The organism is Nocardioides sp. P5_E3 (assembly GCF_054049275.1).
Genome location: NZ_JBFUMR010000008.1, coordinates 103,039 through 126,284, shown reverse-complemented (window position 1 = coordinate 126,284; position 23,246 = coordinate 103,039). Strand labels below are relative to the sequence as shown.

General features: G+C 72.1%; 27 protein-coding genes. 11 read left to right on the top strand and 16 right to left on the bottom strand.

Annotation, left to right across the window (positions count from 1 at the left end; all coding sequences use genetic code 11):
- Positions 1-149 precede the first annotated feature (149 nt).
- Genes ACXJKB_RS07185 through trxA form a run of 4 tightly spaced genes read left to right on the top strand, consistent with a single transcriptional unit; the run spans position 150 to position 3,848 of the window.
- On the top strand, positions 150-866 hold the full coding sequence (locus ACXJKB_RS07185) for a maleylpyruvate isomerase family mycothiol-dependent enzyme (protein WP_457186824.1): 717 nt from the start codon (positions 150-152) through the stop codon (positions 864-866).
- Positions 860-1,546 (top strand): MBL fold metallo-hydrolase, encoded by a 687-nt coding sequence (locus ACXJKB_RS07180; RefSeq protein WP_457186822.1) that lies wholly within the window; start codon positions 860-862, stop codon positions 1,544-1,546. Before ACXJKB_RS07185 ends, ACXJKB_RS07180 begins: the two co-directional genes overlap by 7 nt.
- 32 nt (positions 1,547-1,578) lie before the next feature.
- Entirely contained in the window at positions 1,579-3,171 is a 1,593-nt protein-coding gene (locus tag ACXJKB_RS07175; protein WP_457186820.1) for an FAD-binding oxidoreductase, read from the top strand.
- Positions 3,168-3,848, top strand: coding sequence for a thioredoxin (trxA, locus tag ACXJKB_RS07170; RefSeq protein ID WP_457186818.1), 681 nt, complete (start codon positions 3,168-3,170; stop codon positions 3,846-3,848). The genes ACXJKB_RS07175 and trxA overlap by 4 nt, the downstream gene beginning before the upstream one ends.
- Positions 3,849-3,882: 34 nt before the next feature.
- On the opposite strand, the gene ACXJKB_RS07165 is transcribed toward trxA, so the two are convergent.
- Entirely contained in the window at positions 3,883-4,470 is a 588-nt protein-coding gene (locus ACXJKB_RS07165; RefSeq protein ID WP_457186816.1) for a cytochrome b/b6 domain-containing protein, read from the bottom strand.
- A 10-nt stretch (positions 4,471-4,480) separates the two neighbouring features.
- Positions 4,481-6,118 (bottom strand): ABC-F family ATP-binding cassette domain-containing protein, encoded by a 1,638-nt coding sequence (locus tag ACXJKB_RS07160; RefSeq protein WP_457186814.1) that lies wholly within the window; start codon positions 6,116-6,118, stop codon positions 4,481-4,483.
- Positions 6,119-6,160: 42 nt separating this feature from the next.
- On the opposite strand from ACXJKB_RS07160, the gene ACXJKB_RS07155 reads away from it, so the two are divergent.
- The gene (locus ACXJKB_RS07155; RefSeq protein ID WP_457186812.1) at positions 6,161-6,805 is read left to right on the top strand and encodes a sulfotransferase family 2 domain-containing protein; all 645 of its coding nucleotides are present in this window, start codon (positions 6,161-6,163) and stop codon (positions 6,803-6,805) included.
- Here ACXJKB_RS07155 and ACXJKB_RS07150 read toward each other — a convergent pair.
- Positions 6,796-7,473, bottom strand: coding sequence for a hypothetical protein (locus ACXJKB_RS07150; protein ID WP_457186810.1), 678 nt, complete (start codon positions 7,471-7,473; stop codon positions 6,796-6,798). The two genes, ACXJKB_RS07155 and ACXJKB_RS07150, sit on opposite strands and share 10 nt — an antisense overlap.
- A 91-nt stretch (positions 7,474-7,564) precedes the next feature.
- Between ACXJKB_RS07150 and ACXJKB_RS07145 the strand changes: the two genes are divergently transcribed.
- Together ACXJKB_RS07145 and ACXJKB_RS07140 are read left to right on the top strand one after the other, a co-directional pair.
- Positions 7,565-8,209, top strand: a complete 645-nt coding sequence (locus ACXJKB_RS07145) for a sulfotransferase family 2 domain-containing protein (protein WP_457186808.1) — start codon at positions 7,565-7,567, stop codon at positions 8,207-8,209.
- A gap of 26 nt (positions 8,210-8,235) precedes the next feature.
- The gene (locus ACXJKB_RS07140) at positions 8,236-8,964 is read left to right on the top strand and encodes a dienelactone hydrolase family protein (protein ID WP_457186806.1); all 729 of its coding nucleotides are present in this window, start codon (positions 8,236-8,238) and stop codon (positions 8,962-8,964) included.
- A 112-nt stretch (positions 8,965-9,076) separates the two neighbouring features.
- Here ACXJKB_RS07140 and ACXJKB_RS07135 read toward each other — a convergent pair whose 3' ends face one another.
- Together ACXJKB_RS07135 and ACXJKB_RS07130 are read right to left on the bottom strand one after the other, a co-directional pair.
- Positions 9,077-9,595, bottom strand: coding sequence for a nucleoside kinase (locus ACXJKB_RS07135; RefSeq protein WP_457186804.1), 519 nt, complete (start codon positions 9,593-9,595; stop codon positions 9,077-9,079).
- A gap of 50 nt (positions 9,596-9,645) precedes the next feature.
- Complete coding sequence (locus tag ACXJKB_RS07130; RefSeq protein WP_457186802.1) at positions 9,646-10,536, bottom strand: aminoglycoside phosphotransferase family protein; 891 nt, start codon at positions 10,534-10,536, stop codon at positions 9,646-9,648.
- Between the two features lie 167 nt (positions 10,537-10,703).
- Between ACXJKB_RS07130 and ACXJKB_RS07125 the strand changes: the two genes are divergently transcribed.
- Positions 10,704-11,990, top strand: coding sequence for an alpha/beta hydrolase fold domain-containing protein (locus ACXJKB_RS07125; protein ID WP_457186800.1), 1,287 nt, complete (start codon positions 10,704-10,706; stop codon positions 11,988-11,990).
- Here ACXJKB_RS07125 and ACXJKB_RS07120 read toward each other — a convergent pair.
- Positions 11,987-12,325: a VOC family protein gene (locus tag ACXJKB_RS07120; RefSeq protein WP_457186798.1), complete on the bottom strand. Its 339-nt coding sequence runs from the start codon at positions 12,323-12,325 to the stop codon at positions 11,987-11,989. The two genes, ACXJKB_RS07125 and ACXJKB_RS07120, sit on opposite strands and share 4 nt — an antisense overlap.
- 92 nt (positions 12,326-12,417) lie before the next feature.
- Here ACXJKB_RS07120 and ACXJKB_RS07115 point away from each other — a divergent pair, with 92 nt between their 5' ends.
- Positions 12,418-13,065 carry a class I SAM-dependent methyltransferase gene (locus ACXJKB_RS07115; protein WP_457186837.1) on the top strand — a complete coding sequence of 216 codons (648 nt, stop codon included), beginning with the start codon at positions 12,418-12,420 and terminating at the stop codon, positions 13,063-13,065.
- Here the strand turns inward: ACXJKB_RS07115 and ACXJKB_RS07110 are convergent.
- The 7 genes from ACXJKB_RS07110 to ACXJKB_RS07080 form a co-directional block, all read right to left on the bottom strand.
- Positions 13,024-14,145 carry a prenyltransferase gene (locus ACXJKB_RS07110; RefSeq protein ID WP_457186796.1) on the bottom strand — a complete coding sequence of 374 codons (1,122 nt, stop codon included), beginning with the start codon at positions 14,143-14,145 and terminating at the stop codon, positions 13,024-13,026. The two genes, ACXJKB_RS07115 and ACXJKB_RS07110, sit on opposite strands and share 42 nt — an antisense overlap.
- Positions 14,142-14,891 carry a class I SAM-dependent methyltransferase gene (locus tag ACXJKB_RS07105; protein WP_457186794.1) on the bottom strand — a complete coding sequence of 250 codons (750 nt, stop codon included), beginning with the start codon at positions 14,889-14,891 and terminating at the stop codon, positions 14,142-14,144. Before ACXJKB_RS07105 ends, ACXJKB_RS07110 begins: the two co-directional genes overlap by 4 nt.
- 1 nt (position 14,892) lies before the next feature.
- The gene (locus ACXJKB_RS07100; protein ID WP_457186792.1) at positions 14,893-16,155 is read right to left on the bottom strand and encodes a glycosyltransferase family 4 protein; all 1,263 of its coding nucleotides are present in this window, start codon (positions 16,153-16,155) and stop codon (positions 14,893-14,895) included.
- A gap of 78 nt (positions 16,156-16,233) precedes the next feature.
- Complete coding sequence (locus ACXJKB_RS07095) at positions 16,234-16,647, bottom strand: hypothetical protein (protein ID WP_457186790.1); 414 nt, start codon at positions 16,645-16,647, stop codon at positions 16,234-16,236.
- An 8-nt stretch (positions 16,648-16,655) separates the two neighbouring features.
- Positions 16,656-17,627 (bottom strand): NAD(P)/FAD-dependent oxidoreductase, encoded by a 972-nt coding sequence (locus ACXJKB_RS07090; RefSeq protein ID WP_457186788.1) that lies wholly within the window; start codon positions 17,625-17,627, stop codon positions 16,656-16,658.
- 75 nt (positions 17,628-17,702) lie between these two features.
- Positions 17,703-18,233: a hypothetical protein gene (locus ACXJKB_RS07085; protein WP_457186786.1), complete on the bottom strand. Its 531-nt coding sequence runs from the start codon at positions 18,231-18,233 to the stop codon at positions 17,703-17,705.
- Between the two features lie 4 nt (positions 18,234-18,237).
- A complete protein-coding gene (locus ACXJKB_RS07080; protein ID WP_457186784.1) occupies positions 18,238-18,732 on the bottom strand; it encodes a hypothetical protein in 495 nt (164 codons plus the stop codon).
- A 66-nt stretch (positions 18,733-18,798) separates the two neighbouring features.
- Here ACXJKB_RS07080 and ACXJKB_RS07075 point away from each other — a divergent pair, with 66 nt between their 5' ends.
- Entirely contained in the window at positions 18,799-19,458 is a 660-nt protein-coding gene (locus tag ACXJKB_RS07075) for a potassium channel family protein (RefSeq protein ID WP_457186782.1), read from the top strand.
- Here ACXJKB_RS07075 and ACXJKB_RS07070 read toward each other — a convergent pair.
- Positions 19,433-19,822: an MmcQ/YjbR family DNA-binding protein gene (locus ACXJKB_RS07070; protein WP_457186780.1), complete on the bottom strand. Its 390-nt coding sequence runs from the start codon at positions 19,820-19,822 to the stop codon at positions 19,433-19,435. The genes ACXJKB_RS07075 and ACXJKB_RS07070 overlap by 26 nt on opposite strands.
- Positions 19,823-19,861: 39 nt before the next feature.
- Positions 19,862-20,422 carry a hemerythrin domain-containing protein gene (locus ACXJKB_RS07065; protein WP_457186778.1) on the bottom strand — a complete coding sequence of 187 codons (561 nt, stop codon included), beginning with the start codon at positions 20,420-20,422 and terminating at the stop codon, positions 19,862-19,864.
- 77 nt (positions 20,423-20,499) lie between these two features.
- On the opposite strand from ACXJKB_RS07065, the gene ACXJKB_RS07060 reads away from it, so the two are divergent.
- Positions 20,500-21,045: a DUF1707 SHOCT-like domain-containing protein gene (locus ACXJKB_RS07060; protein WP_457186776.1), complete on the top strand. Its 546-nt coding sequence runs from the start codon at positions 20,500-20,502 to the stop codon at positions 21,043-21,045.
- 21 nt (positions 21,046-21,066) lie between these two features.
- Here the strand turns inward: ACXJKB_RS07060 and uvrB are convergent, their stop codons facing one another.
- Positions 21,067-23,196 carry an excinuclease ABC subunit UvrB gene (gene uvrB, locus ACXJKB_RS07055; protein WP_300044892.1) on the bottom strand — a complete coding sequence of 710 codons (2,130 nt, stop codon included), beginning with the start codon at positions 23,194-23,196 and terminating at the stop codon, positions 21,067-21,069.
- Positions 23,197-23,246: the final 50 nt, after the last annotated feature.

Genomic DNA, 23,246 nt, shown 5'->3' with positions numbered 1-23,246 from the left:
TGACGGAGTCGAACACATGTTCGTCCCGGAGCGGCGTCGCTGGCAAGTCGACGCACCGGTCAACACTCTCACGCGCCACCGACAGCGGGCCCATCGTCCACCCGGCAGGGTGGACCGTGAGGTGTCTGGCGAAGTGGCACGATGGGCGGGTGATCGACGTCCCGAGACCCGACCCGGACACCATCGCCCGAGCCGATCGAGCGCTCGTCCGCACGGTCGACGCGCTCTCCGAGTCCCAGTATGACGAGCCGTCCCAACTCCCCGGCTGGACGCGCGCCCACATCGTGGCCCACCTCACGCTCAACGGCGAGGGCCTGGCGGGCGTCCTGCACGGCGCGCACGTCGGCCGGCCGCAGCCCATGTACGCCTCGCCCGAGGCGCGCGACGCCGACATCGAGGAGCTCGCCGCGGCCGCGCCCGACGAGCTGCGGGAGCGCTTCCTCGCGGCCACCGGCCGCTTCGGCGAGGCGCTCGCGGCGATGCACGACGCCGACTGGGAGGGCCGGTTCGAGCGCACGCCCGGCGGACCCGACTTCGCGCTGCGCAACGTCGTGCTGATGCGCCTGCGCGAGGTGGAGATCCACCACGCCGACCTCGGCGCCGGCTACACCGCCGACGACTGGCCGGCCGACTTCCGAGCGATCCTGCTGGAGTCGATGACCAAGCGCCCCTACCCCGCGCCCTTCGACGTACGACCCACCGACCTCGACCACACGTGGCACTACGGAGCCTCGTCCGAGGACGGTGACGGCGGACCCGTCGTCACCGGTACGTCGGCGGCGCTGGGGTGGTGGCTGACCGGCCGCGGCGCCGGCGAGGGCCTCACGTCCGACTCGAACGACCTCCCCGAGGTGGAGACATGGTGAACGACTACACGGGCGACGTCTCGCCCGGCGGCGCCCCCGACGTCCGCACGCTCGGCTGCCTGACGCTGACCAAGGTCGCCGTCGACCCCGAGATGTCCAACAACTGCTACCTGCTCCACTGCGGCGAGACCGAGGAGCTCGTCCTCATCGACGCCGCGGCCGAGCCGGAGCGACTGCTCGAGCTGGTCGGCGACCGCTCGCTCACCTCGATCGTCACCACCCACCAGCACTGGGACCACCACCGCGCGCTGGCCGCCGTGAAGGCCGCCCACCCCGGCGCGACGGTGGTGGCCGGTGCCCCCGACGCCGACGCCATCGAGGAGCAGACCGGCGTCCGCGTGGAGCGCCGCGTGGGCGCGGGCGACAAGATCGCGGTCGGCACGTGCGACCTGACGGTGATCCCCGTGGCCGGGCACACGCCCGGGTCCATCTGCCTCCTGCTGGACGACCGGTCGGTCGCGCCGACCCCGCACCTCTTCACCGGCGACTCCCTCTTCCCCGGCGGCGTGGGCGCGACGTTCGGGGACGCGGACGCCTTCACCCAGCTCGTCAACGAGGTGGAGACCAAGATCTTCGGCCGGCTCCCGGACGAGACGTGGTTCTACCCCGGGCACGGCGGCGACGGCCGGCTCGGCGACGAGCGACCCCACCTCGCGGAGTGGCGCGAACGCGGCTGGTGACGCGGCCCCGACCACGCCGCCACACTGCTCCCATGACGCGTTCGTGGTGGGGCTGGGGCGAGGTCGAGCAAGCGGTCACGGCCGAGGAGGCCGGGAGCCTGGTGGCCCGCGCCTCGGCCCTGCTCCCCGACCACGACTTCACCCCGCACGACCCGCCGGAGCCGGCGTCCCTCGACCTGCCCGCTCCCCGCATCGACGTCCCGCCGCGGCTGCGCGCGATCGCGTCCACCGACGCCACCGACCGGCTCTCCCACGCCCGCGGCAAGGCCTTCCGCGACGTGGTGCGCAACCTCCAGGGCGACGTCGGGCCGCTCCCGGACGTCGTCGTCCGGCCCCGTGACGACGACGAGGTCGCCGCGGTCCTCGAGTGGTGCAGCGGGGAGGAGGTCGCCGTGGTGCCGTACGGCGGCGGCAGCTCGGTCGTCGGCGGCGTCGAGCCGCGCCTCGACGGCCCGGCGGTCACCCTCGACCTCGGACGGCTCGACCGGGTGCTCGAGGTCGATGCGACCAGCCGGGCCGCACGCGTGCAGGGCGGCGTCCTCGGCCCGCACCTCGAGGACCAGCTCCGCCCGCACGGGCTGACCCTGCGGCACTTCCCGCAGTCCTTCGAGTTCTCGACGCTGGGCGGGTGGCTGGCGACGCGGGCGGGCGGTCACTTCGCCACCCTCCACACCCACATCGACGACCTGACCGAGTCGATGCGGGTCGTGGCCCCGGCCGGTGTCACCGAGACCCGGCGGCTGCCCGCCTCGGGGGCAGGGCCCTCGCCCGACCGGCTGTTCCTCGGCTCGGAGGGCACCCTCGGCGTGATCACCGAGGCCTGGGTCCGGCTCCAGCAGCGGCCGCGGTGGCGGCGTACGGCATCGGTGACGTTCGCCTCGTTCGAGCGAGCGGTCGACGCCACCCGGGCGATCGCGCAGTCCGGCCTGCACCCGAGCAACTGCCGGCTGCTCGACCCGGCGGAGGCCTTCCTCAACGCAGGCACGTCGACCGGCGGCGGGGTGCTCGTGCTCGGCTTCGAGTCGGCCGACCACGCGGTCGACCACGCTCTCGACCGAGCCCTCGCGATCACCGCGGAGCACGGCGGCGAGGCGACCCCCCACGAGCACGGCGACGCCGCCGGCACGGCCACGAGCTGGCGCTCGTCGTTCATCCGGATGCCCTACCAGCGCGACGCGATGGCCCGGCGCTCGATGGTCGTCGAGACGTTCGAGACGGCGTGCACCTGGGACCGCTTCCCCGCGCTGCACGCCGCGGTCACCGCCGCCGCACAGGAGTCAGCGGAGCGGGTCTGCGGCGCAGCGGTGGTCACCTGCCGGTTCACGCACGTCTACCCCGACGGCCCGGCGCCCTACTACGGCGTCTACGCCCCCGGTCGCTGGGGCTCGCTGGTCGAGCAGTGGGACGAGGTGAAGGCGAGCGTCTCGCGCGCGATCGTGGACCACGGCGGCACCATCACCCACCACCACGCGGTGGGCCGCGACCACCGCCCGTGGTACGACGAGCAGCGGCCCGACGCGTTCGCCGCCGCCCTGGCGGCGGCGAAGTCCGTCCTCGACCCGGCGGGGGTGCTGAACCCGGGGGTCCTGCTCGACGCGGACCGCCGTGGCACGCTTGAGCCATGAGCACGCGTGAGCTGACCCTGGCCGACTTCGAGCAGACCGTGAGCGGCGAGGGCATCGTCCTCGTCGACTTCTGGGCTGCGTGGTGCGGACCGTGCCGCCAGTTCGCCCCCGTCTTCGAGAAGGCCTCCGAGGACAACCCCGACATCGTCTTCGGCAAGGTCGACACCGAGGCCGAGCAGCAGCTCGCCCAGATGGCCGCGATCTCGTCCATCCCGACCCTCATGCTCTTCCGCGACGGCATCCTGCTCTTCAACCAGGCCGGCGCGATGCCGCCGCAGGCCCTCACCGGCGTGATCGAGCAGGCCCGCGAGCTCGACATGGACGCCGTGCGCCAGGAGGTGGCCGCCGCCCAGGAGGCCGCCGCCAACGGCCCGCAGGACGAGGTCGGCCTCGACGAGTTCGCCGCCGCCCACAGCCAGGGCGCCTACGTCGTCGACGTCCGTGAGGACGCCGAGGTGGCCGGCGGGCGCGTACCCGGCGCGGTGCACATCCCGATGAACGACGTCCCGACGCGGGTCGAGGAGCTGCCGACGGGCGTCCCGGTCTTCGTCATCTGCCAGTCCGGCAACCGCAGCCGCGCGGTCGTCGACCACCTGCGCGCGAAGGGCATCACCGCGATCAACGTCGCCGGCGGCACGGGCGGCTGGGCGCAGCGGGGCTGGCCGCTCGAGGCCTGAGGCCCGCTCTCCTGACAGCGTGTCCGACCGGCGGTCAGAGCATCCGACGCAGGATGACCGGCCGCAGGTTGGTCGAGAGGTGCGCCGTGAGCGCCACGAAGAACGCGACGTGGGCGGCGACGTGCAGCGGCAGCCAGGCGTCGTCCCCGGTGGCGACCAGCACGATCCCGCTGAGCGGCACGACGACCAGCAGCGCCAGCAGGGCGCGCTCGGTCCAGTGGACCAGTCGTCGCTGGCCGGCCGAGAGGTGCTCGGACCACGGCGGCAGGCCGGCGACCCTGCGCCACAGCGGGCGCACGACGCCCAGCGCCAGCACGGTGAGGCCGAGGAGCAGGTGCACCTCGGCGAGGTCGAACCCGCCACCGAGCAGGTCGTAGTCGTCGGCGCGGGCCTCGCACTGGTCCTCGAGCCGGTCGAGCCGGTCCTCCTCCACGTCGCTGGTGTCGCCGCCGCTCCGGTCCTCCCCGGGAGGGTCGCAGTCGCCGTCGAGGTCGAGGAGGTAGCCGACCGCCAGCTGGGCGGCCACGGCCAGCACCGTCAGCCAGTGCAGGACCTTCTGCGAGGCGCGGTAGCCGCGCCTCTCCCCCGTCGTCTCCTCGGTCGTCTCCCCCGTCGTCGTCACGCCGGGGATGCTAGCGAGCGGTGACCCGGCCGCCGTCGACGTCCCAGCGCTGGTCGAGGGTGACGTTGGCCAGCATCCGGCGGTCGTGGGAGACCAGCAGCAGCGTGCCGTCGTACGTCGCCAGGGCCTGCTCCAGCTGCTCGATGGCGGGCAGGTCGAGGTGGTTGGTGGGCTCGTCGAGGACGAGCAGGTTGACGCCGCGGGCCTGCAGGAGCGCCATGGCAGCCCGGGTGCGCTCGCCGGGCGAGAGCCGGTGGACGAGGCTGCCGACCTGGTCGGCCTTGAGGCCGAACTTGGCCAGCAGGGTGCGCACCTCCGCCGGGGTCATCGCCGGTACGGCGGCCTCGAAGGCGTCGCCGAGCGGCAGCGCCTCCGCCAGCGACGTACGTGCCTGGTCGATCTCGCCGACCGCGACGCTCGCGCCGAGCGAGGCACGGCCCTCGTCGGGCGCCAGGTGTCCGAGCAGCAGCCGCAGCAGGGTGGTCTTGCCGGCGCCGTTGGGGCCGGTGATGGCGATGCGGTCCCCGGCCGAGACCTGGAGCGAGACCGGCCCCAGCTGGAAGTCGCCGAGCCGGACGACCGCCGCGTCGAGGACGGCGACGACGCTCGACGAGCGGGGCGCGGCCGCGATGTCGAACTGCAGGACCCACTCCTTGCGGGGCTCCTCGACCTCCTCGAGGCGCGCGATCCGGGACTCCATCTGCCGCACCTTCTGGGCCTGCTTCTCCGACGACTCGCTCTGCGCGCGCCGGCGGATCTTGTCGTTGTCGGGCGCCTTCCGCATCGCGTTGCGCACGCCCTGCGAGCTCCACTCCCGCTGGGTGCGGGCGCGGGAGACGAGGTCGGCCTTCTTGTCCGCGAACTCCTCGTAGGCCTCGCGGGCGTGCCGCCGGGCGACCGCCCGCTCCTCGAGGTAGGCGTCGTACCCGCCGTCGTAGACCGCGACCTGCCGCTGGGCGAGGTCGAGCTCGACGACCCGGGTGACGCAGCGGGCCAGAAACTCCCGGTCGTGGGAGACCACGACGACGCCGGCGCGGAGGCCGCGGACGAACGACTCCAGCCGGTCGAGGCCGGCGAGGTCGAGGTCGTTCGTGGGCTCGTCGAGGAGCACCACGTCGAACCGGCTCAGCAGCAGCGCGGCGAGGGCCGCACGAGCCGCCTGACCACCCGAGAGCGTGGTCATGAGGGCGTCCAGGCCGAGGCCGAGGCCGAGCTCCGCCAGGACCGCGGGAGCACGGTCCTCGAGGTCCGGCGCGCCGGTCGCCAGCCAGTGGTCCAGCGCGACGGCGTACACGTCGGGCGCCTCGGGGTCCTCCGACTCGAGCGCCGCGGCCGCGTCCTCCATCGCCCGGGTGGCGCGGGTCGCGCCCGTGCGGCGGCCGAGGTAGCCGGCGATCGTCTCGCCGGCGATGCGCTCGTGCTCCTGCGGCAGCCAGCCCACGAAGGCGTCCGAGGGGGCGGTCGAGACCCGCCCGGCCATCGGCGCCGACTCGCCGGCGAGCAGCCGCAGCAACGTGGACTTTCCGGCGCCGTTGGCCCCGACGACCCCCACCACGTCGCCCGGGGAGACGGTCAGGTTCAGGGACTCGAAGAGGGTGCGCGGCCCGTGGCCACCGGCCAGGTCCTTCGCGACGAGGGTGCCGGTCACGGGCCCAGAGTAGTCAGGCGGAGCGTGGGATAACCTCGCCGCGTGCTGATCAGCGACTCGCGCAAGGTCCTCTTCGTCCACGTCCCCAAGACGGGCGGCGTGTCGGTGGAGGAGACCGTCAAGGAGGCCTGCCCCGACGCGCGCAAGGCGCGTGTCCCGATCGGCCGCCACGCGACGCTGGGCAAGATCATCAAGAACGAGCCGCAGGTGATCGACTACTGGACCTTCGGGTTCGTCCGCAACCCGTGGGCCCGGATGGTCTCGTGGTACTCGATGATCTCGGCCTGGGACCGTCGGCACGGACCCAGCAGCGGCAAGCCGCAGGACGTCAAGCACGGCTCGATGCGCGACGGCAACGAGATGTGGCGAGCGGCCTCGGCCTACTCCGGCTTCGACGAGTTCGTGATGCGCGGGACCGAGGAGCTGCCGCGCGTCGGCACGCCGCAGATCACCTACCTGCGCGCGCCGAAGCACGGTCGCGAGGTCGACTTCATCGGTCGCACGGAGAACTTCGTCGCGGACCTGCAGCGGGTGCAGGTGCAGCTCGGCCTCGAGCCGTCGACGCCCGTGCACAAGAACAAGTCCAAGCACGGCACCTACCACGACTACTACACCGACGAGACGCGCCAGCGGATCGCCGAGGTCTACGCCGAGGACATCGAGGTCTTCGGCTACACCTACGACTGACGGCCAGGGCGTGCCGGGCCGTCGAGGTCCGGCAGCCGGGTGCCGCGGGCGCCCGACCACTCGCCCGTGGCCTCGAGCCGGCGCCACACGTCGTACTCCGGCGCGAAGTGGGCCACCAGCGCCTCGCGGGTGGCGAAGCCGAGCTCCCCGTGCTCGGCGGTGGAGGCGTTGCGCCGCTCGAAGTCCAACGGCCGGCCGATCCGCTCGCTGAACCACGCCGACCAGACATCGGGCCGCTCGACGGCGAAGACCCGGTCGACGGCGACCGCACCCTGGGCGTGGATGAACCTCGCCGGGCGCCCCTTGGGGACCGGGGCGTCGTCGTGGCCGGCGAGGTAGTGGAGGGCGAACTCCTCGAACGTCATGTCGGCGGTCGACTGCCGGCTGACCTCGCGCGCCCGGTAGCGCCACCACGACTCGAGCCAGGCGATCGGTTCACGGAACATCGCGACGAGCTCGTAGGACTCGCGCGGGTGCCCCTGCTCGGCGAGCTCGTGGGCCTTGGTGTGCACGAAGCCGCGTGCCGGGAGGTGCTTGCGGCCGGGGGGCGCGCTGACCGACTCGGTGGCGTACGGCGACAGCGTCCGCTCGAGGGCCGTGCTCGCCGTCTTGGGCAGGGCGAGGAGCACGAAGTCCCGACCGGGCCCGAGCTCGAGGAACGTCATCACGGGCCGATCATCCCGCACCGGCGCGTCCGGTCGGCGGCCGGGCGAGACGCAGGCGGCGCCTGTCACCGGTGCGTGGGTTAGCCTCGCGCCCGTGCTCATCTCCGACGACAAGCGCGCGCTCTTCGTGCACGTGCCCAAGACCGGCGGGGTGTCGGTCGGGGTCGCGTTCGAGCGCTGCTGTCCCGATGCGCGGAGCAAGGCACCCGGCGTCACTCCCCCGCTCGGCCGGCACGCGCCGTACGCCCGGATCCTGCGCGCGGAGCCGCAGACGGCCGGCTACTGGTCCTTCGCGTTCGTGCGGAACCCCTGGGCGCGGATGGTGTCGTGGTGGTCGATGATCCAGGACTGGGACCTCGAGTGGGGCCCGTCGAGCGGCCGCCCGCAGGGTGCCGAGGCCACGCGGATGCGCGGCAACGACATGTGGCGGGCGGCAGCGTCRTACGCCGGATTCGACGAGTTCGTGCTGCGCGGCACCGACGAGCTGCCCCGGGTCGGCCGGCCGCAGGTCGACTACCTCCGCGCGCCCGACCGCGAGGTCGACTTCGTCGGACGGACCGAGACCTTCGCCGACGACCTCGCCCACGTCGAGCGGCGGCTCGGCGGCGAGCCGGTCCACGTCCCGCACCGCAACAAGTCGCCGCACGGCAGCTACCGCGACTACTACACCGACGCGACCCGGGCGAAGGTCGCCGAGGTCTACGCGCGCGACCTCGAGGCGTTCGGCTACACGTTCTGAGCCCGGGTGCGCGGCATGATGCGCGCATGAGCTTCCCGGACGGCTGGACCCAGGGCACGCACACGTACGACGGCGTCACCCATCCGACGTACCGGCGGGGCAATGGACCGGGCGTCATCGTGATCCACGAGATCCCCGGCATCACCCCCGAGGTCGCGGCCTTCGCCCAGGAGGTCGTCGATGCGGGGCACACCGTGGTCATGCCGAGCCTGTTCGGCACCGACGGCGCTGGGATGACCGCCGGGTCGACCGCCCGCACCCTGCGCCAGGTCTGCGTCAGCCGGGAGTTCACCAAGCTGAGGACCGGAGAGACGACACCCGTCGCGGTGTGGCTGCGCTCGCTCGCGCGCGACCTGCACGCCGAGCTCGGAGGCCCAGGCGTGGGCGCGCTCGGGATGTGCTTCACGGGCGGGTTCGCCCTGGCGATGCTGGTGGACCCGGCCGTGGTGGCACCAGTGCTGTGCCAACCGAGCACGCCGTTCGCGATCGGCCCGACCAGGTCGCGCGACGTCAACCTCTCCCCCGCCGACCTCGACATCGTCAAGGGCCGGTGCGCCGCCGGCCAGCAGGTGCTGGGCGTGCGCTACCGGTCCGACCCCGCGGTCGGCAAGCGCTTCGAGACGCTCACCACCGAGCTGGGCGACGCCTTCATCCGCGTGGAGCTCGAGGGCAAGGGGCACTCCACCGTGACCGCCCACCGCTCGCAGGTGGCCGTCGACGCCGTGCTCGCGTTCTTCGGCGAGCAGCTGCACTGACTTCGTCGTCGAGCGTCGGCCCGGCGCAGGATCGCGGAGCCCCCGAGTCATCAGGTGACCTCAGGACTCCGCGCTCCCGACCTCCGCACCGAGGCACGTCAGGAGGCCGCCGTCAGGTGCGACTGCGCGGGTCGACCTCGACCACCCCGGCGTGGCGCAGGACCTCGTCGACCACCTCCGGGAGCGGGCGAGTCGCGTCGATGGGGACCCCCGAGCGGGGCACGTCCTCCCCCGTCCGGTGCAGGCGGAGGACCAGCTGGCGCTCAGAGGGCCGCGCACCCCACTCGTCACCGACCCGCTGGTCGAGCCGGCCGAGCAGGGTGTCCAGGTCCACCTCGAGCACGAAGACGTCGTCGAACAGGTCGATGAAGTCCGAGAAGTTGCGGGAGCCGCCGCAGAAGAAGGTGACGGGCGCCCCGTGGTCGGCGACCAGCTCACGGACCCGACGGACGTCCCAGAGGTGGTGCTCGTGCAGGGCGGTGCCGGTCGGCCGCCCGGTCGCCGGGTCTCCTTGGTAGGCGAGGTCGGTGTCACCGTTGACGGCGTCGTGACCGCGCCGTCGCAGCTCGTGGCACACGGACGTCTTCCCGGTCCCGGACACGCCCTCGACCAGGTAGTTGCGGACGCCCACGGACGGAGTATCACCGCGACGGTGAGCAGAAGCCACCCGCGCGGTCGCGCTCAGTCCAGCGAGGCGATCAGCCGCCGCACGGTCTCGAGCGCCCCGCGGGACGTCTCGGGCGCTGTGTGGCGGTAGTAGGTCCAGCCGCTGATGGCCGGAGCGAGCGCAAAGCCGCGAGCGCGGCGGTAGGCCGCCTCGTCCAGGCCGACGGCCTCGCGGTAGAGCTCGGCGACCGACAGCGGGACGTAGCCCCACATCGCGTTCAGCTCGATGGCCGGGTCGCCGCGGCCGGCGGCACCCCAGTCGATCACCGCGGCGAGCCGGCCGTCCCGCACGAGGAGGTTGCCGTCGTGGAGGTCGCCGTGGAACCAGCGCGGCTCGGCGTCGTACGACGGCGCCGCCAGGGCGTCCTCCCACACCGCGAGCACCGCGTCCCTGGAGACCTGCTCGGGGTCGGCCCTGTCGGTCCACTCCCGCACCCATCCATCGAGCGACGGCAGCGGTGCTCCCCGTCCCTCGGCCTTCACCGGACCGCCCATCGCCGGCACCTCGCGGCAGGCCCGGACGAAGGCGCCGAGCTCGACCGCCCACTCCTCCGGGTCGTACGACGACTCGGTGGGGGTCGTGCCGTCGATCCACGGGACGACCGTCCACGGCCACGGGAAGCCGTCGCCGGGCTCCCCCATCGCCACCGGCGCAGGGATCGCCACCGGCAGGTGTGGCGCGAGACGCGGCAGCCACCTGTGCTCGAACGCCACCGTCTCGGCCGGTCCCGGAATGCGGGGCATCCGGACGAGCAGGTCGTCGCCGAGGCGGAACAGCTGGTTGTCGGTGCCCAGGGGCGGGAGCCGCAGCACCGGAAGCGAGGACCACTGGGGGAACTGGGCCGCGACGAGGCGTCGTACGGTCTCCTCGTCCACCTCGAGCTCGTCCGCATGCATGTCGGTCATCGGAGAGGACCGTAACGGGTGCAGGTCAGGCAGGCACGTGGATTTCAGGCGCCCTGTCGCGACCGCCGGAAGAGCTCCACGTGCAGGTTGGCGTACCCGACGGTGTCGTCGATCGCCCGGGGGGACCACCCCGCGAGGAATCGGTACCGGCAAGTAACATTGGCCCCGTGAGCTTCCTGTTCCGCCAGTCCGTGATCGCAGCCCTCACCGCCAACGCCGTGCGCCCACCGCGCGGCCAGCGCGCCGGGGTGCCGTCCTTCGCCGTCGGCTGGCTCTTCGGCGAGACCGCGCCGCAGATGCTCGCCCTGACCGCGCTGGACGCCGCCACCCACCTGACGAAGGGCCGTCGTGCGGGCCTGCGCGCCAAGGCCGGACTCGCGCTCGCCGGGGCCAGTGCGCTCGGTCTGGCGCACATGGTGCGGCAGAGCCGCCGCGCGGCCGACGTGCTGGACGACGCGCTCGTGGAGGGGCTCGGCGTCGACTACGTCGAGCAGCTCGACGCGGCTCCCGACCCGGCCGACCTGGCGACGCCGTGGCGCAGCCTGGCCCGGCCGTTCGACTTCCGGGACGACGCGGTCCGGGTGATCCGCAACCTGCCCTACTCCGAGGCCGGCCGCCGCGGCCACCTCGACATCTACCTTCCGGCCGGCGACGACGCGATCAAGGATGCGCCCGTGCTCCTGCAGGTGCACGGCGGGGCGTGGACCCTCGGCGCCAAGGAGCACCAGGGCCGGCCCTTGATGAACCGGATGGCCGCCAAGGGGTGGGTCTGCGTGGCGATCAACTACCGCCTCTCCCCCCGCGACCCGTGGCCCGCGCACATCGTCGACGTCAAGCGCGCCATCGCCTGGGTCCGGGACAACATCGCCGACCACGGCGGTGACCCCGACTACCTCGTGATCACCGGCGGGTCCGCCGGGGGCCACCTCGCCGCGCTGGCGGCGCTGACCCCCGGCGACCCGCAGTTCCAGCCGGGCTTCGAGGACGCGGACGCCTCCGTGCAGGCGGCGGTGCCGTTCTACGGGGTCTACGACTTCGCCGGGTCGACCGGGCTCGCCAACGCCATCGGCATGCGCGACGCGTTCCTCGGCCCCCGCGTCATGCAGACGACGTGGAAGGACGCGCCCGACGTCTACGAAGCCGCCTCCCCCATCCTGCGGATCACGCCCGACGCCCCGGACTTCTTCGTCATCCACGGCGAGCTGGACAGCCTCGTGGCCGTCGACCAGGCGCGGATGTTCGTCGCCGAGCTGCGACGCACGTCGGAGCAGTCGGTGGTGTACGCCGAGCTGCCGGGCGCCCAGCACGCCTTCGACGTCTTCCACTCGATCCGCAGCGCCCACGCGGTGCGGGCCGTCGACCGCTACCTCACCTGGCACTGGAACACCTGGCGCCACGGCCTCGAGGCCGACAGCGGCGTCGACCCCGCAGAGCTCGACGGCGCGGCCAGCTAGCCCTGGGTGATGAACCCGACCTGATTGCCGGCCGGGTCGGTCAGCAGCGCGAGCGACGTCCCGCCGCCGACCTCCGTCACGGGACGTACGACGGTCCCGCCGGCCGCCTCGACCTCGGCCACCTTGGCCGCGAGGTCGTCGGTGGCCCAGTAGACGACCGGACCGGTCATCCGGTCGCGCTCGCCGTTGGGGTTCAGCCCGACCTCCTGGCCGTCGAGGTTGAACCCGACGTAGTAGGGCGTCTCGGTGTGCGGCTCGGCGCCCCACGCCGTGCGGTAGAACGTCGTCGCGGCCTCGAGGTCGGCGGCGGGGATGACGATCGTGTGGTTGCTCATGTCTGCTCCTCGGTGAGTGGGTGACTGGATGCCTTCACCCACCTGACGCGTGCCGGGACGCAGGTGTGACCGCACTAGGGTCGTCTCCCGTGATGCCCGCCGACCTGCTCGCCCATGCCCGCGCCGCGAAGGGCTTCATGCCCGAGGACGAGGGGGCGCTGCTGCACCGCTGGGCCCGCGAGCGGCTCCCGTTCGGTCCCGCCCTCGAGGTCGGCACCTACTGCGGCAAGTCGGCCGTCTGGCTGGGCGGCGCCGCCCGCGAGGTCGGCGGCACGGTCGTCACCGTCGACCACCACCGCGGATCCGAGGAGAACCAGGCGGGCTGGGAGCACCACGACGACAGCCTCGTCGACCACGACCTCGGCGTGATGGACACGCTGCCGACCTTCCGCCGCACCCTCGCGGCGGCGGGTCTGGAGGACCAGGTGGTGGCGGTCGTCGGCCGCTCGGAGACGGTCGGCGCGTGGTGGCGTACGCCGCTCTCGCTGCTCTTCATCGACGGCGGCCACGGGGTCGAGCCAGCCCGCACGGACTTCCGCACCTGGCCGCACTGGGTGATGGCGGGCGGCGTGCTCGCCATCCACGACGTCTTCCCCGACCCCGCGGACGGCGGCCGTCCCCCCTACGAGGACATCTACCTCCCCGCGCTGGCGAGCGGCGCCTTCACCGAGGTCGAGGCGGTCGGGTCGATGCGGGTGCTACGCCGTACGTCCGGCGACGCCGGCGACCCGCTCGGCTGACCCGTCGGCTGACGGGCACCCGCACTCCAGCCCGATCTCCGCGAAGTCCGGCGCCAGCGTCGTGCCGCGCATGATGTCCGCACCCGGCGTCCCGTCGCTGAGCGCGTCCACGGCCAGGACCACCGCCGCCGCCGTGTAGGTCGTCTGCTCCGCGGGCCAGTTCACGTCGTCGGGGAACACGTAGCCGGTCCAGTAGGACCCCTCCGCGGTGCGCAGGTGCTGCATGTCGGCGAGCAGCTGCAACGCCCGGGCACGGTCGCCGAGGGCGTCGAGGGCGAGCACGAGCTCGCAGGTCTCCGCGCCCGTCACCCACGGGTTCTCCGAGACGCACCGGATGCCGAGGCCCGGCTCGACGAAGGTGTCCCACCGCTCCGCGAGCAGCGCGTGCGCCTCGGGCCCGCGCACCGCCCCGCCGAGTACCGGGTAGTACCAGTCCATCGAGAACGTCGATTTGTCCAGGAAGAGGTCGCGGTGCTCGCGCAGGGCGTGGCCGAGGCGGCCGCCCGCGAGCTCCCACTCGACCTGCGGCTCCCCCACCAGCTCCGCAAGCGCCACGCCCGCGCGCAGCGAGTGGTAGATGCTCGACGATCCGGCGAGCAGGGCGTCCTCGTTGACCGGCCCCGGTCGGCCGTCGTGCCACTCCTGCGACCAGGCGATGCCGCCGAACGGCAGCTGCATCGAGACCACGAAGTCCAGCGCACGGCGCACCGTCGGCCACATCAGCCGGACGAACGCCTCGTCGCGCTTGACCAGCCAGTGGTGCCACGCGGCGACGGCGACGTAGGCCGACATGTTGGTCTCGCCGGAGTGGTCCTCCACCTCGCCGACCACGATCTTCATCGGCCACGAGCCGTCTGCGCGCTGCGTGGCGCGCGCCCAGGCGAAGGCTCGCTCCGCCGCCTCCCGCTGGCCGCCGACGACCAGCGCCATCGTCGCCTCGAGGTGGTTCCACACGTCGGTGTGCTCGCCGGGCGTCCACGGGATCGCCCCGGACGGCTCCTGCACCGCCGCGATGGTGGCAGCGGTCTGCTCGACCTGGGCGCGAGTGAGGATCGCGTCGACGGCGGGGGCTCCGCTCACGCCGCGTCCGGCTTGCGGAAGTAGAGCACCATGCTCTTCCCGATGAGCGGGTCGAGCACCTTGCCGGCGTACTGCAGCGCCTTGGGGTTCTTCATGATCTCCCACACCAGCAGCTTGTGGTACGCCTTGGCGAGCGGGTGGTCGTCGTTGGTGACGCCGACGGCGCACTTGATCCACCAGTAGGGCGTGTGCAGGCCGTGGGCGTGGTCGCGGCCGGTGAAGACCATCGCGTCGCCGGGCGTGCCGTCGTTGGGTCGTCCGGCCTTGGTGACCTTGTCCACGAGCTCCTGGGCCGTGTAGATCCGGATGTGGCCGCCCTCGGCGTTGTGGTAGTCCTCGGACAGCTTCCAGTTGACGACCTCGGGCAGCCAGCGCGGCACGGAGATCGCCAGCGTGCCACCCGGGCGCACGACCCGCACGAGCTCCTTGATCGCGTCGACGTCGGCGTGGATGTGCTCCAGCACCTCGGCGGCCACGACCCGGTCGAACTCCCCGTCGGCGAACGGCAGGGCGAGCGCGTCGCCCTCCTTCACGTCGGCCTCGGCACCCGCCGGCACCTCGCCGGCCTCGCGCATCGCGGCGAACCACTCGCGCACGGTCGCGAGCTCGTCGGCGTCCTGGTCGAACGCGATGACATCGGCACCGCGCTTGTACATCTCGAACGCGTGGCGGCCCGCGCCGCAGCCCATGTCGAGCACGCGGTCGCCCGGGCGCAGCCCGAGCCGGTCGAAGTCGACGGTCAGCACGTCAGCTCTCCTCTTGGCGCCGCGCGCCCTGCTCGCTGCGGAAGGCGGCGATGGTCTCCTCGTACGCGGCGGCGGTGGCCTCGGCCACCGCACGCCAGCTGAACAGCTCCTCGACGCGGGCCCGTCCGGCCACACCCATCGCCGTACGACGATCCGGGTCGTCGAGCAACGCCGCGACCGCCTGCTCGAGCTCGCCCACGTCGCCGGGGGTGACCAGGTCGGCGCAGACCCCGTCCGGGCCGACGACCTCCGGGATCGCCCCGGCCCGCGACACCACCAGCGGGGTCGCGCAGGCCATGAGCTCGGCGGTCGGGAGCGAGAAGCCCTCGTAGAGCGAGGGCACGCAGGCCACCTCGGCCGAGCCCATCACCTCGACGAGCTCGGCGTCGCTGACGCCGTTGACGAAGGTCACCTTGTCGGCGATGCCGAGCTGGTCGATGAGCTGCTCGGTGCGCCCGCCGGGCTCCGGCCGGGTCACGAGGACCAGCGAGACGTCGCGCTCGACGGCGAGCTTGGCGAAGGCCTCGAGCAGGGTCGCGATGCCCTTCATCGGCGCGTCGGCGCTGGCCATGGCCAGGATCCGGCCGGGAGCTCGGGGGATGGTCGGTGGGACGAAGACGTCGTCGACCCCGAGCAGGATGGTCCGCATCCGGGCCGGGTCGACCCCGAAGTCGCGCGCCACGTCACGACGCGAGGACTCCGACGGCACGAGCACCGTGCGGTAGCGCTTGGCGACCTTCGTCTGCATCCGCAGGAAGCCGTACCAGCGACGCAGGGTCAGCCGCTTGCGCCACGTCGGCGCGGTCTGGAGGTCGATCTGCCGGTCCATGGTGATGGGGTGGTGGATGGTCGCGACCACCGGGAGGCCGTAGGACTCCAGCTCCATGATCCCGGTGCCCAGCACCTGGTTGTCGTGGGCGACGTCGAAGTCGCCGGCGCGCTCCTTCATCAGCCGCGCGATGCGCGAGCTGAAGGTCTTGGGCTCGGGGAACCCGGCCGTGCACATGGTGAGGAACTCCTCGACGTCGATCCGGTCGCGGAACTCGCGCAGCTTCGGCACCCGGAACGGGTCGGGCTCGCGGTAGAGGTCGAGGCTCGGCACCTTGGTGAGCACGACCCCCTCGTCGAGGTCGGGGTAGGGCTGGCCCGAGAACACCTCCACCTCGTGCCCGAGCCGGACGAGCTCGCGGCTGAGGTGGCGGATGTAGACGCCCTGACCGCCGCAGTGCGGCTTGCTGCGGTAGGACAGCATGGCGATGCGCACTGTGGTCTGCCTTTCGTGGCGCTTCGTGAGTGCCCCATTATGCCTACTCGTCGGTAGCGGCTGAGACGGCTCCGGGCCTCACGAACCCGCGACGACCCGGAACTCGTGGTCGAAGGTCGCGCCGGCCGCGTCGTACGGCCTCACCTCGACGTCCGCCACTCGCCCGGAGACGCCGGCACCGACCGGCGCGAACGCGAGCCCCTGCTCCACCGCCGCGACGATCCGCGCACGCCCCACGAGCAGCTCGTCGGACGGGACCTCGGCGCCGAGCTGGCGCAGCACCAGCACGCAGATCGCGTGGAACGACCTCTCGTCGGAAGGGTCGTAGCCCAGCGGCTCGGACTCGTCGTCACGTGCCGGACGCACCGCGAGTCGCACGGTGAGGTCGACGAGCACCAGCATCTCGTCGCGCGCCACCACCGGACATCCGGTGAGCACGTAGTCCCGGTCGCGCGTGTCGGCAGCCCCGGACGATCGTGTGAACAGTCCCATCGCGTCGCTCATCCCTCGCTGGAGTGACCGGGGAAGACGTGGGCCGAGGGGTCGAGCACCACCGCGACGTTGTTGACGGCGGTGGCGGCCTCCCCGAAGCCGACGGCGATGAGCCGGACCTTGCCGGGGTAGTCGGTGATGTCACCAGCCGCGAAGACCCGCGCCAGGTTCGTGCGCATCGAGGAGTCGACGACGACGTGCCGCTTCTGCGTCTCGAGTCCCCACTGCTGGATCGCGCCGAGGTCCGCGATGAAGCCGAGGGCGGCGACGAGGGCCTGTGCCTTCAGGGTCCGCGGCTCCTCGCCGTCGACGCTGACCACGACCTCCTCGAGGTGGGCGTCACCGCGCAGCTCGGTCACCTGGGCGTTGGTGATGATCTCGACGCTGGAGTCCTTGACCGCGGCCACGGTGCGCTCGTGGGCGCGGAACGCGTCGCGGCGGTGGACGAGCGTGACCGACGTGGCGATCGGCTCGAGGTRCTGGGCCCAGTCGAACGCGCTGTCACCTCCCCCGACGATGACCACGTCCTTCCCGGCGTACGGCGCGAAGCTGGGCACGAAGAACTCCATGCCCCGCCCGACCCAGCCCTCGCCGGCCGGCAGCGGCCGCGGGCTGAACTTGCCGATCCCCGACGTGATGAGGACTCCGCCGGCCGTGACGCGGGTGCCGTCGTCGAGGGTGACGACGACCTGGTCCTCGCCGTGCTCGAGCGTGGTGGCCGTGCGGTCCAGCAGGTACGTCGGGTCGGCGGTGGCGGCCTGCGCCACCAGCCCCTCCACGAGGTCGCGGCCCTTCACGCTGGGGAAGCCGGCGACGTCGAGGATCGCCTTCTCGGGGTACATCGCGGTGATCTGGCCGCCGAGCTCGGGCAGCGAGTCGACCACCGCCACGCTCAGGCCGCGGAAGCCGGCGTAGTAGGCGGAGAACAACCCCGTCGGGCCCGCGCCGATGATGAGCAGGTCGGTCGTCACGTCGTCCACGTCGCGGATCCTTCCGTCGGGGCGTCCCGGCCACAAGGGCCGGTCCGCGGCTGTCCCCGCCGTGCGGGGTCGTGCTCAGAGGGCGTCGAGCTCGCTGACCTTCCAGTCGCCACCCACCCGCTGCACCGTGACCAGCACGCGATCCAGGTCGAGCGTCGGACGGTCGAGGTCGTCACCCGACGTGCGCTGGTTGACGAACACCAGCACCCGGGCGTACGTCGAGGACGCGGTCACCAGCGCGGTGTCGACGACCTCGGCCTCGACCACCCTGCGGTCACGTCGGCTCGACGTGGTCACGCCGGCCATCGTGCGGTCGTAGCGGTCACGCATCGCCGGGGTCATCAGCACCCGGGCAGCGGCCTTGTCGTCGGCGAGCGTCCTCCAGGAGTAGCCGTAGGCCGCGGAGGCGCCCTCCGCGGCGCGCTCACGCACCGCTTCCTTCACCGCCGACGACACCACGACGGCGTCCGCCGAGTCCGCGCTGCTGACGTCGGCGCCGGAGTCGTCCCCGGCGTCGCGCAGCACCCACACCAGCGCGCCCGCGGCCAGCACGACCAACGCCGTGAGCGCCACCAGCCACCGGTTCACCGTCGTCCTGCCCGTCACGTCGTCACCGCACGAACTGCAGGTCGCTCGTGAGCCAGCGGTCGTCCTCGCGGACGAGCCGCAGGCGCAGCCGGTAGTAGCGGACCTGGCCGTCGGCGCCCGTGCCCGTGTTGGTGACCGTGCTGTTGGCCGCGACCAGCACCGTCGCCGACTCCTCGTCCTGGTCCCCCACGCCGAGCGCGACGACCTCCGGGGTCGAGGTCGCCTCGGTGCGGACGGCCTCGCTCGTCAGCGTCTCGCGCTGGGAGGCGTACTGCTTCGCAAAACCTCCGGTCGCACCGTCGAGGACGGCGTCGATCAGCGGGTCCATGTCGCGGTGGTCGACGGTGAGGAAGGCCAGCGCCTCGCGGCGCGCCGCGCCGGCGACGTCCTGCTGAGCAGCAGTGAGGTCGGCGTCGACGTCGTCCTGCCGGGTGACGACCAGCCCGATCGCGACCAGCAGCGCGACGAGCACGACGGCGAGGCCGCCGGCCACCCATCGCCCCGCTCGCTCGCCCACGGGGCGAACCTAGCCCAGCGGAGCGTCGCCGTGCGGGTGATCCGCGCGTCCCTAGACTGCGTCGTCGTGGGCAGACGAATCGACCAGGTGACCGCGCACCCGTCCGGCATGCTGCTCGGTGCCCAGCTGCTCCAGGTGCTCGCGTGGCCGTTCCTCGGCGGCTCGAAGGTCGGCGGTGCGTTCCTCGGTGTCATCGGGATGCTCGCCGTCGGCTCCGCGGTGCTCGCGGTCCGGCGTACGCCCCACGTGAGCCGCGTCGTGTTCTTCCTCGGCGCCCCGACGATCGTCTTCACGCTCCTCGAGGCGATCTTCCCCAGCACCGACCCGATCGTGCTGGTGTCGGGCCTGCTGCACGCGCCGTTCTACTTCTACGTCTCCTACGCGATGCTGCGCTACCTGCTCCACGACGACGTCGTCACCACCGACGAGTACTTCGCGACCGGCGCGGCCTTCACCGTCGTGGCGTGGGGCTTCGCCTACCTCTTCGTCGTCACCCAGGTGGTGTGGCCCGACTCGTTCTCCAACGCCGAGGGCTTCCGCTTCACGTGGTTCGAGCTGCTCTACCTGTCGTTCTCGACGCTCACCAGCGTGGGGCTGTCCGACATCGTGCCCGTCGGTGAGCAGGCCCGCTCGGTCGTCATGATCGAGATGATGGTCGGCGTGTTCTACATCGCGATGGTCGTGGCCCGCATGGTCGGCCTCACGATGATGCGTTACCGCCGCTGACGGCCTCCCAGCCCTCGGGCCGGTCGCGCTTCGGCAACCGCGAGACGACGAGCCGGTAGGACTCCTCCACCGCCTCGACCAGCTCCTCGTCCGGGATCGCGCCGGCCAGGGCGAGGTCGTTCCAGCCCGACCTGCCGATGTACGCCATCACGCCGGCGTCGTCGGGGTAGCGGTCGAGCCACTCGTCGGCGACCTCACGCGTCGCACCCGCCTTGACCCCGACCGTCGTCGCGCCGAGGAACGCGAAGATCTTGCCGCGCTCCCCCGGTCCGACCTTGTAGACCGGGTGCTCGTGGTCCCAGGGGTTGTCCGGCCACGCGCCGGGGAGCCCGGCGCACAGCGCCTCCGCCTGCGTCACGTCCACGCGGTCACCTCCCGCCGGGTCAGCCTGTGTGCGGCTCGATCAGTCGTCCTCGTCCTCGTCGTCGTCGAGCAGGCCTTCCTTCTCGGCCTCCTTCACGATGCGCCGGACGTTGTCGATCCTGCCGCAGTCGGCGTCGAGCTGCGCGTTGCGCTCGGTCGCGAAGGCCTCGCCCAGCTCGACGCGGACCTTCTCGCTGACCTCCTCGCGCGCCGGGTTGAGGATCGTCAGCTCCTCCTCGGTGAGGTGGTGGTTGAGCGCGGTGGCGAGCTCCTCCACGGCGTCGTCGAAGGCCTGGGTGTCGGTGCCCTTGAGCTCGAGCACCTTCAGCATCGCCTCGTGCCCCTCGGCGTGCTCCTCCTCGCCGTGCTCGGCCTCGTGCTCGGTGATCGCGTCCTTCGTGCGCAGCTTGGGGTAGACGTGCTTCTCCTCCGCCTCCGCGTGGGCGACGTGCAGCGCGGCGAGCGCCTTGCGGACGGCGTCGCGGTCCGACGTGCTGTCGCGGAGCTGCCGCATGAGGGCCTCGAAGCGGCGGTGGTCCTCGAGGATCAGGTCGATGACGTCACCGGAGACGGGGCGGCCGAGGTCGATGGGAGTGCTCATGTCGCGAACCTAGCGAGCGCCGCCCGGCCGGGCCAGCGCCCACCTCCGGACGGGTGGGACGCACCTATGCTGGCGCCATGTCCGTCGGCACCTGGGAGCGCTTCGAGCACGATCCCCGATCCCCGCAGGCAGCGCGCCTCCGTGCCTCCGACCGCGACCGCGACGTGGCGCTCGAGGTGCTGGGGGAGGCCTATGCCGACGGTCGGCTCGACCACGCCGAGTACGACGCTCGCTCCACCGCGGCCAGTGGCGCCAAGGTGCTCGCCGACCTCGTCCCGCAGCTCGAGGACCTCGTCCCGGACGCGCCGTACGCCTTCCTGGAGCCCCGCACCGCCGGCATCGTGGCTCGGCCGGACCTCCACGGGCAGGCGGTGCGCCTGTGGGCCAAGGACCGCCGCGAGGCGATGACCGGGCTGGTAGGGATCTCGGTCATCACCTGCACCATCTGGGCCGTGACGATGTGGGGAGGATTCCCCTGGCCGCTGTTCCCGATGCTCGCGGCCGCTGTCAACCTGCTGCGGATCCAGATGCAGGAGCAGGACATCGTCGAGAGCCACGAGCGCCACCTGCTCAAGCGGGAGAAGAAGGCGATCGAGAAGCGCCGCAAGGATTCCGGCGACTAGCTCACGCCGTCGCCGGCGCGCTCACTTCGTCGCTTCCATCATCTGGCGGAGTTCTTTCTTGAGGTCGCCGATCTCGTCGCGGAGCCGGGCCGCGACCTCGAACTGCAGGTCGGCGGCGGCCTGCTTCATCTGGTCGGTGAGCGCCTGGATGAGCTCGGCCAGGTCGGTGGACGGGATCCCGGCCGTGTCGGGCGCCTCGGCGTGGATCCTGGACAGCGCGGGGGTCGGCGACTTGCCGGCCTTCACCCCACCGGCGCGGCCCTTCTGGCCCACGTCGGCCCAGGTGCGGAGCAGCTCCTCGGTGTTCTCGTCCTCGCGGGCGAGCATCTCGGTGATGTCGGCGATCTTCTTGCGCAGCGGCTGCGGGTCGATGCCTCGCTCGGTGTTGTAGGCGACCTGGATMGCCCGGCGCCGGTTGGTCTCGTCGATCGCCTTCTCCATCGACGGCGTGATCTTGTCGGCGTACATGTGGACCTGGCCGGACACGTTGCGGGCCGCGCGACCGATGGTCTGGATGAGCGACTTGTCGGAGCGCAGGAAGCCCTCCTTGTCGGCGTCGAGGATCGCCACCAGCGACACCTCGGGCAGGTCGAGGCCCTCACGCAGCAGGTTGATGCCGACGAGGACGTCGTACTCGCCCATGCGCAGCTCACGCAGCAGCTCGATCCGCCGGAGCGTGTCGACCTCGGAGTGGAGGTAGCGGGTGCGGATGTTGGCGTCGAGGAGGTAGTCGGTGAGGTCCTCGGACATCTTCTTGGTCAACGTGGTGACCAGGACGCGCTCGTTCTTGTCGGCGCGGGTGCGGATCTCGTGGATCAGGTCGTCGATCTGGCCCTTGGTCGACTTGATCACGACCTCGGGGTCGACGAGTCCGGTCGGGCGGATGATCTGCTGGACAGTGTTGTCGACGCCGCCGACCCGGTCGAGCTCGTAGTTGCCGGGGGTCGCCGACAGGTAGACCGTCTGGCCGATCCGGTCGACGAACTCGTCCCAGCGCAGCGGCCGGTTGTCCATGGCGCTCGGCAGCCGGAAGCCGTGGTCGACGAGGTTGCGCTTGCGCGACATGTCGCCCTCGTACATGCCGCCGATCTGCGGGACAGCGACGTGGGACTCGTCGACGACCAGGACGAAGTCCTCGGGGAAGTAGTCGAGCAGCGTGTTGGGCGCACTGCCGGGCTTGCGACCGTCCATGTGCATCGAGTAGTTCTCGATGCCGGAGCACGAGCCGACCTGGCGCATCATCTCGACGTCGTAGGTCGTGCGCATCCGCAGCCGCTGCGCCTCGAGCAGCTTGCCCTGCTTCTCGAAGGTGGCCAGCTGGTCGTCGAGCTCGAGCTCGATGCCCTTGATCGCCCGTTCCATCCGCTCCGGACCGGCGACGTAGTGGGTGGCCGGGAAGACGTGGAGCTCGGTGTCCTCGGAGATCACCTCACCGGTGATCGGGTGGAGCGTCATCAGCCGCTCGACCTCGTCGCCGAAGAACTCGATCCGGATCGCGAGCTCCTCGTAGACCGGGAAGATCTCGAGGGTGTCGCCGCGCACGCGGAACGTGCCACGGGTGAACGACATGTCGTTGCGGGTGTACTGGATCTCCACGAGGCGGCGGAGCACCGAGTCGCGGTCGTGCTCCTCGCCGACCTTGAGCCGCAGCATCCGGTCGACGTACTCCTGCGGGGTGCCGAGGCCGTAGATGCACGACACCGTCGAGACCACGATCGTGTCGCGGCGGGTGAGCAGGCTGTTGGTCGCGCTGTGGCGGAGCCGCTCGACCTCCTCGTTGATCGAGGAGTCCTTCTCGATGTAGGTGTCGGTCTGGGGGACGTAGGCCTCGGGCTGGTAGTAGTCGTAGTAGGAGACGAAGTACTCCACGGCGTTGTCCGGGAAGAGCTGGCGCAGCTCGTTGGCGAACTGCGCGGCGAGGGTCTTGTTGGGCTGGAGCACGAGGACGGGACGCTGCAGCTGCTCGGCCACCCACGCCACGGTGGCCGTCTTGCCGGTGCCGGTCGCGCCGAGGAGCACGACGTCCTGCTCGCCGCCCTGGATCCGGCCGACGATCTCCTTGATCGCGGCCGGCTGGTCGCCTGACGGCTCGTAGTCGGACACCACCTTGAAGGGGGCCACCCGGCGCTGGAGATCGGTGACTGGACGCATGCGTCGAGCGTACGCGGAGCCACCGACAGCGGCCCTCCCCTGCCCAGCCC

Coding starts and splice junctions, on each gene's coding strand:
- ACXJKB_RS07180 (WP_457186822.1), top strand. CDS start 860: ATGGTGAACGACTACACGGGCGACGTCTCGCCCGGCGGCGCCCCCGAC.
- ACXJKB_RS07175 (WP_457186820.1), top strand. CDS start 1,579: ATGACGCGTTCGTGGTGGGGCTGGGGCGAGGTCGAGCAAGCGGTCACG.
- trxA (WP_457186818.1), top strand. CDS start 3,168: ATGAGCACGCGTGAGCTGACCCTGGCCGACTTCGAGCAGACCGTGAGC.
- ACXJKB_RS07140 (WP_457186806.1), top strand. CDS start 8,236: ATGAGCTTCCCGGACGGCTGGACCCAGGGCACGCACACGTACGACGGC.
- ACXJKB_RS07130 (WP_457186802.1), bottom strand. CDS start 10,536: ATGACCGACATGCATGCGGACGAGCTCGAGGTGGACGAGGAGACCGTA.
- ACXJKB_RS07120 (WP_457186798.1), bottom strand. CDS start 12,325: ATGAGCAACCACACGATCGTCATCCCCGCCGCCGACCTCGAGGCCGCG.
- ACXJKB_RS07115 (WP_457186837.1), top strand. CDS start 12,418: ATGCCCGCCGACCTGCTCGCCCATGCCCGCGCCGCGAAGGGCTTCATG.
- ACXJKB_RS07095 (WP_457186790.1), bottom strand. CDS start 16,647: ATGGGACTGTTCACACGATCGTCCGGGGCTGCCGACACGCGCGACCGG.
- ACXJKB_RS07065 (WP_457186778.1), bottom strand. CDS start 20,422: ATGAGCACTCCCATCGACCTCGGCCGCCCCGTCTCCGGTGACGTCATC.
- ACXJKB_RS07060 (WP_457186776.1), top strand. CDS start 20,500: ATGTCCGTCGGCACCTGGGAGCGCTTCGAGCACGATCCCCGATCCCCG.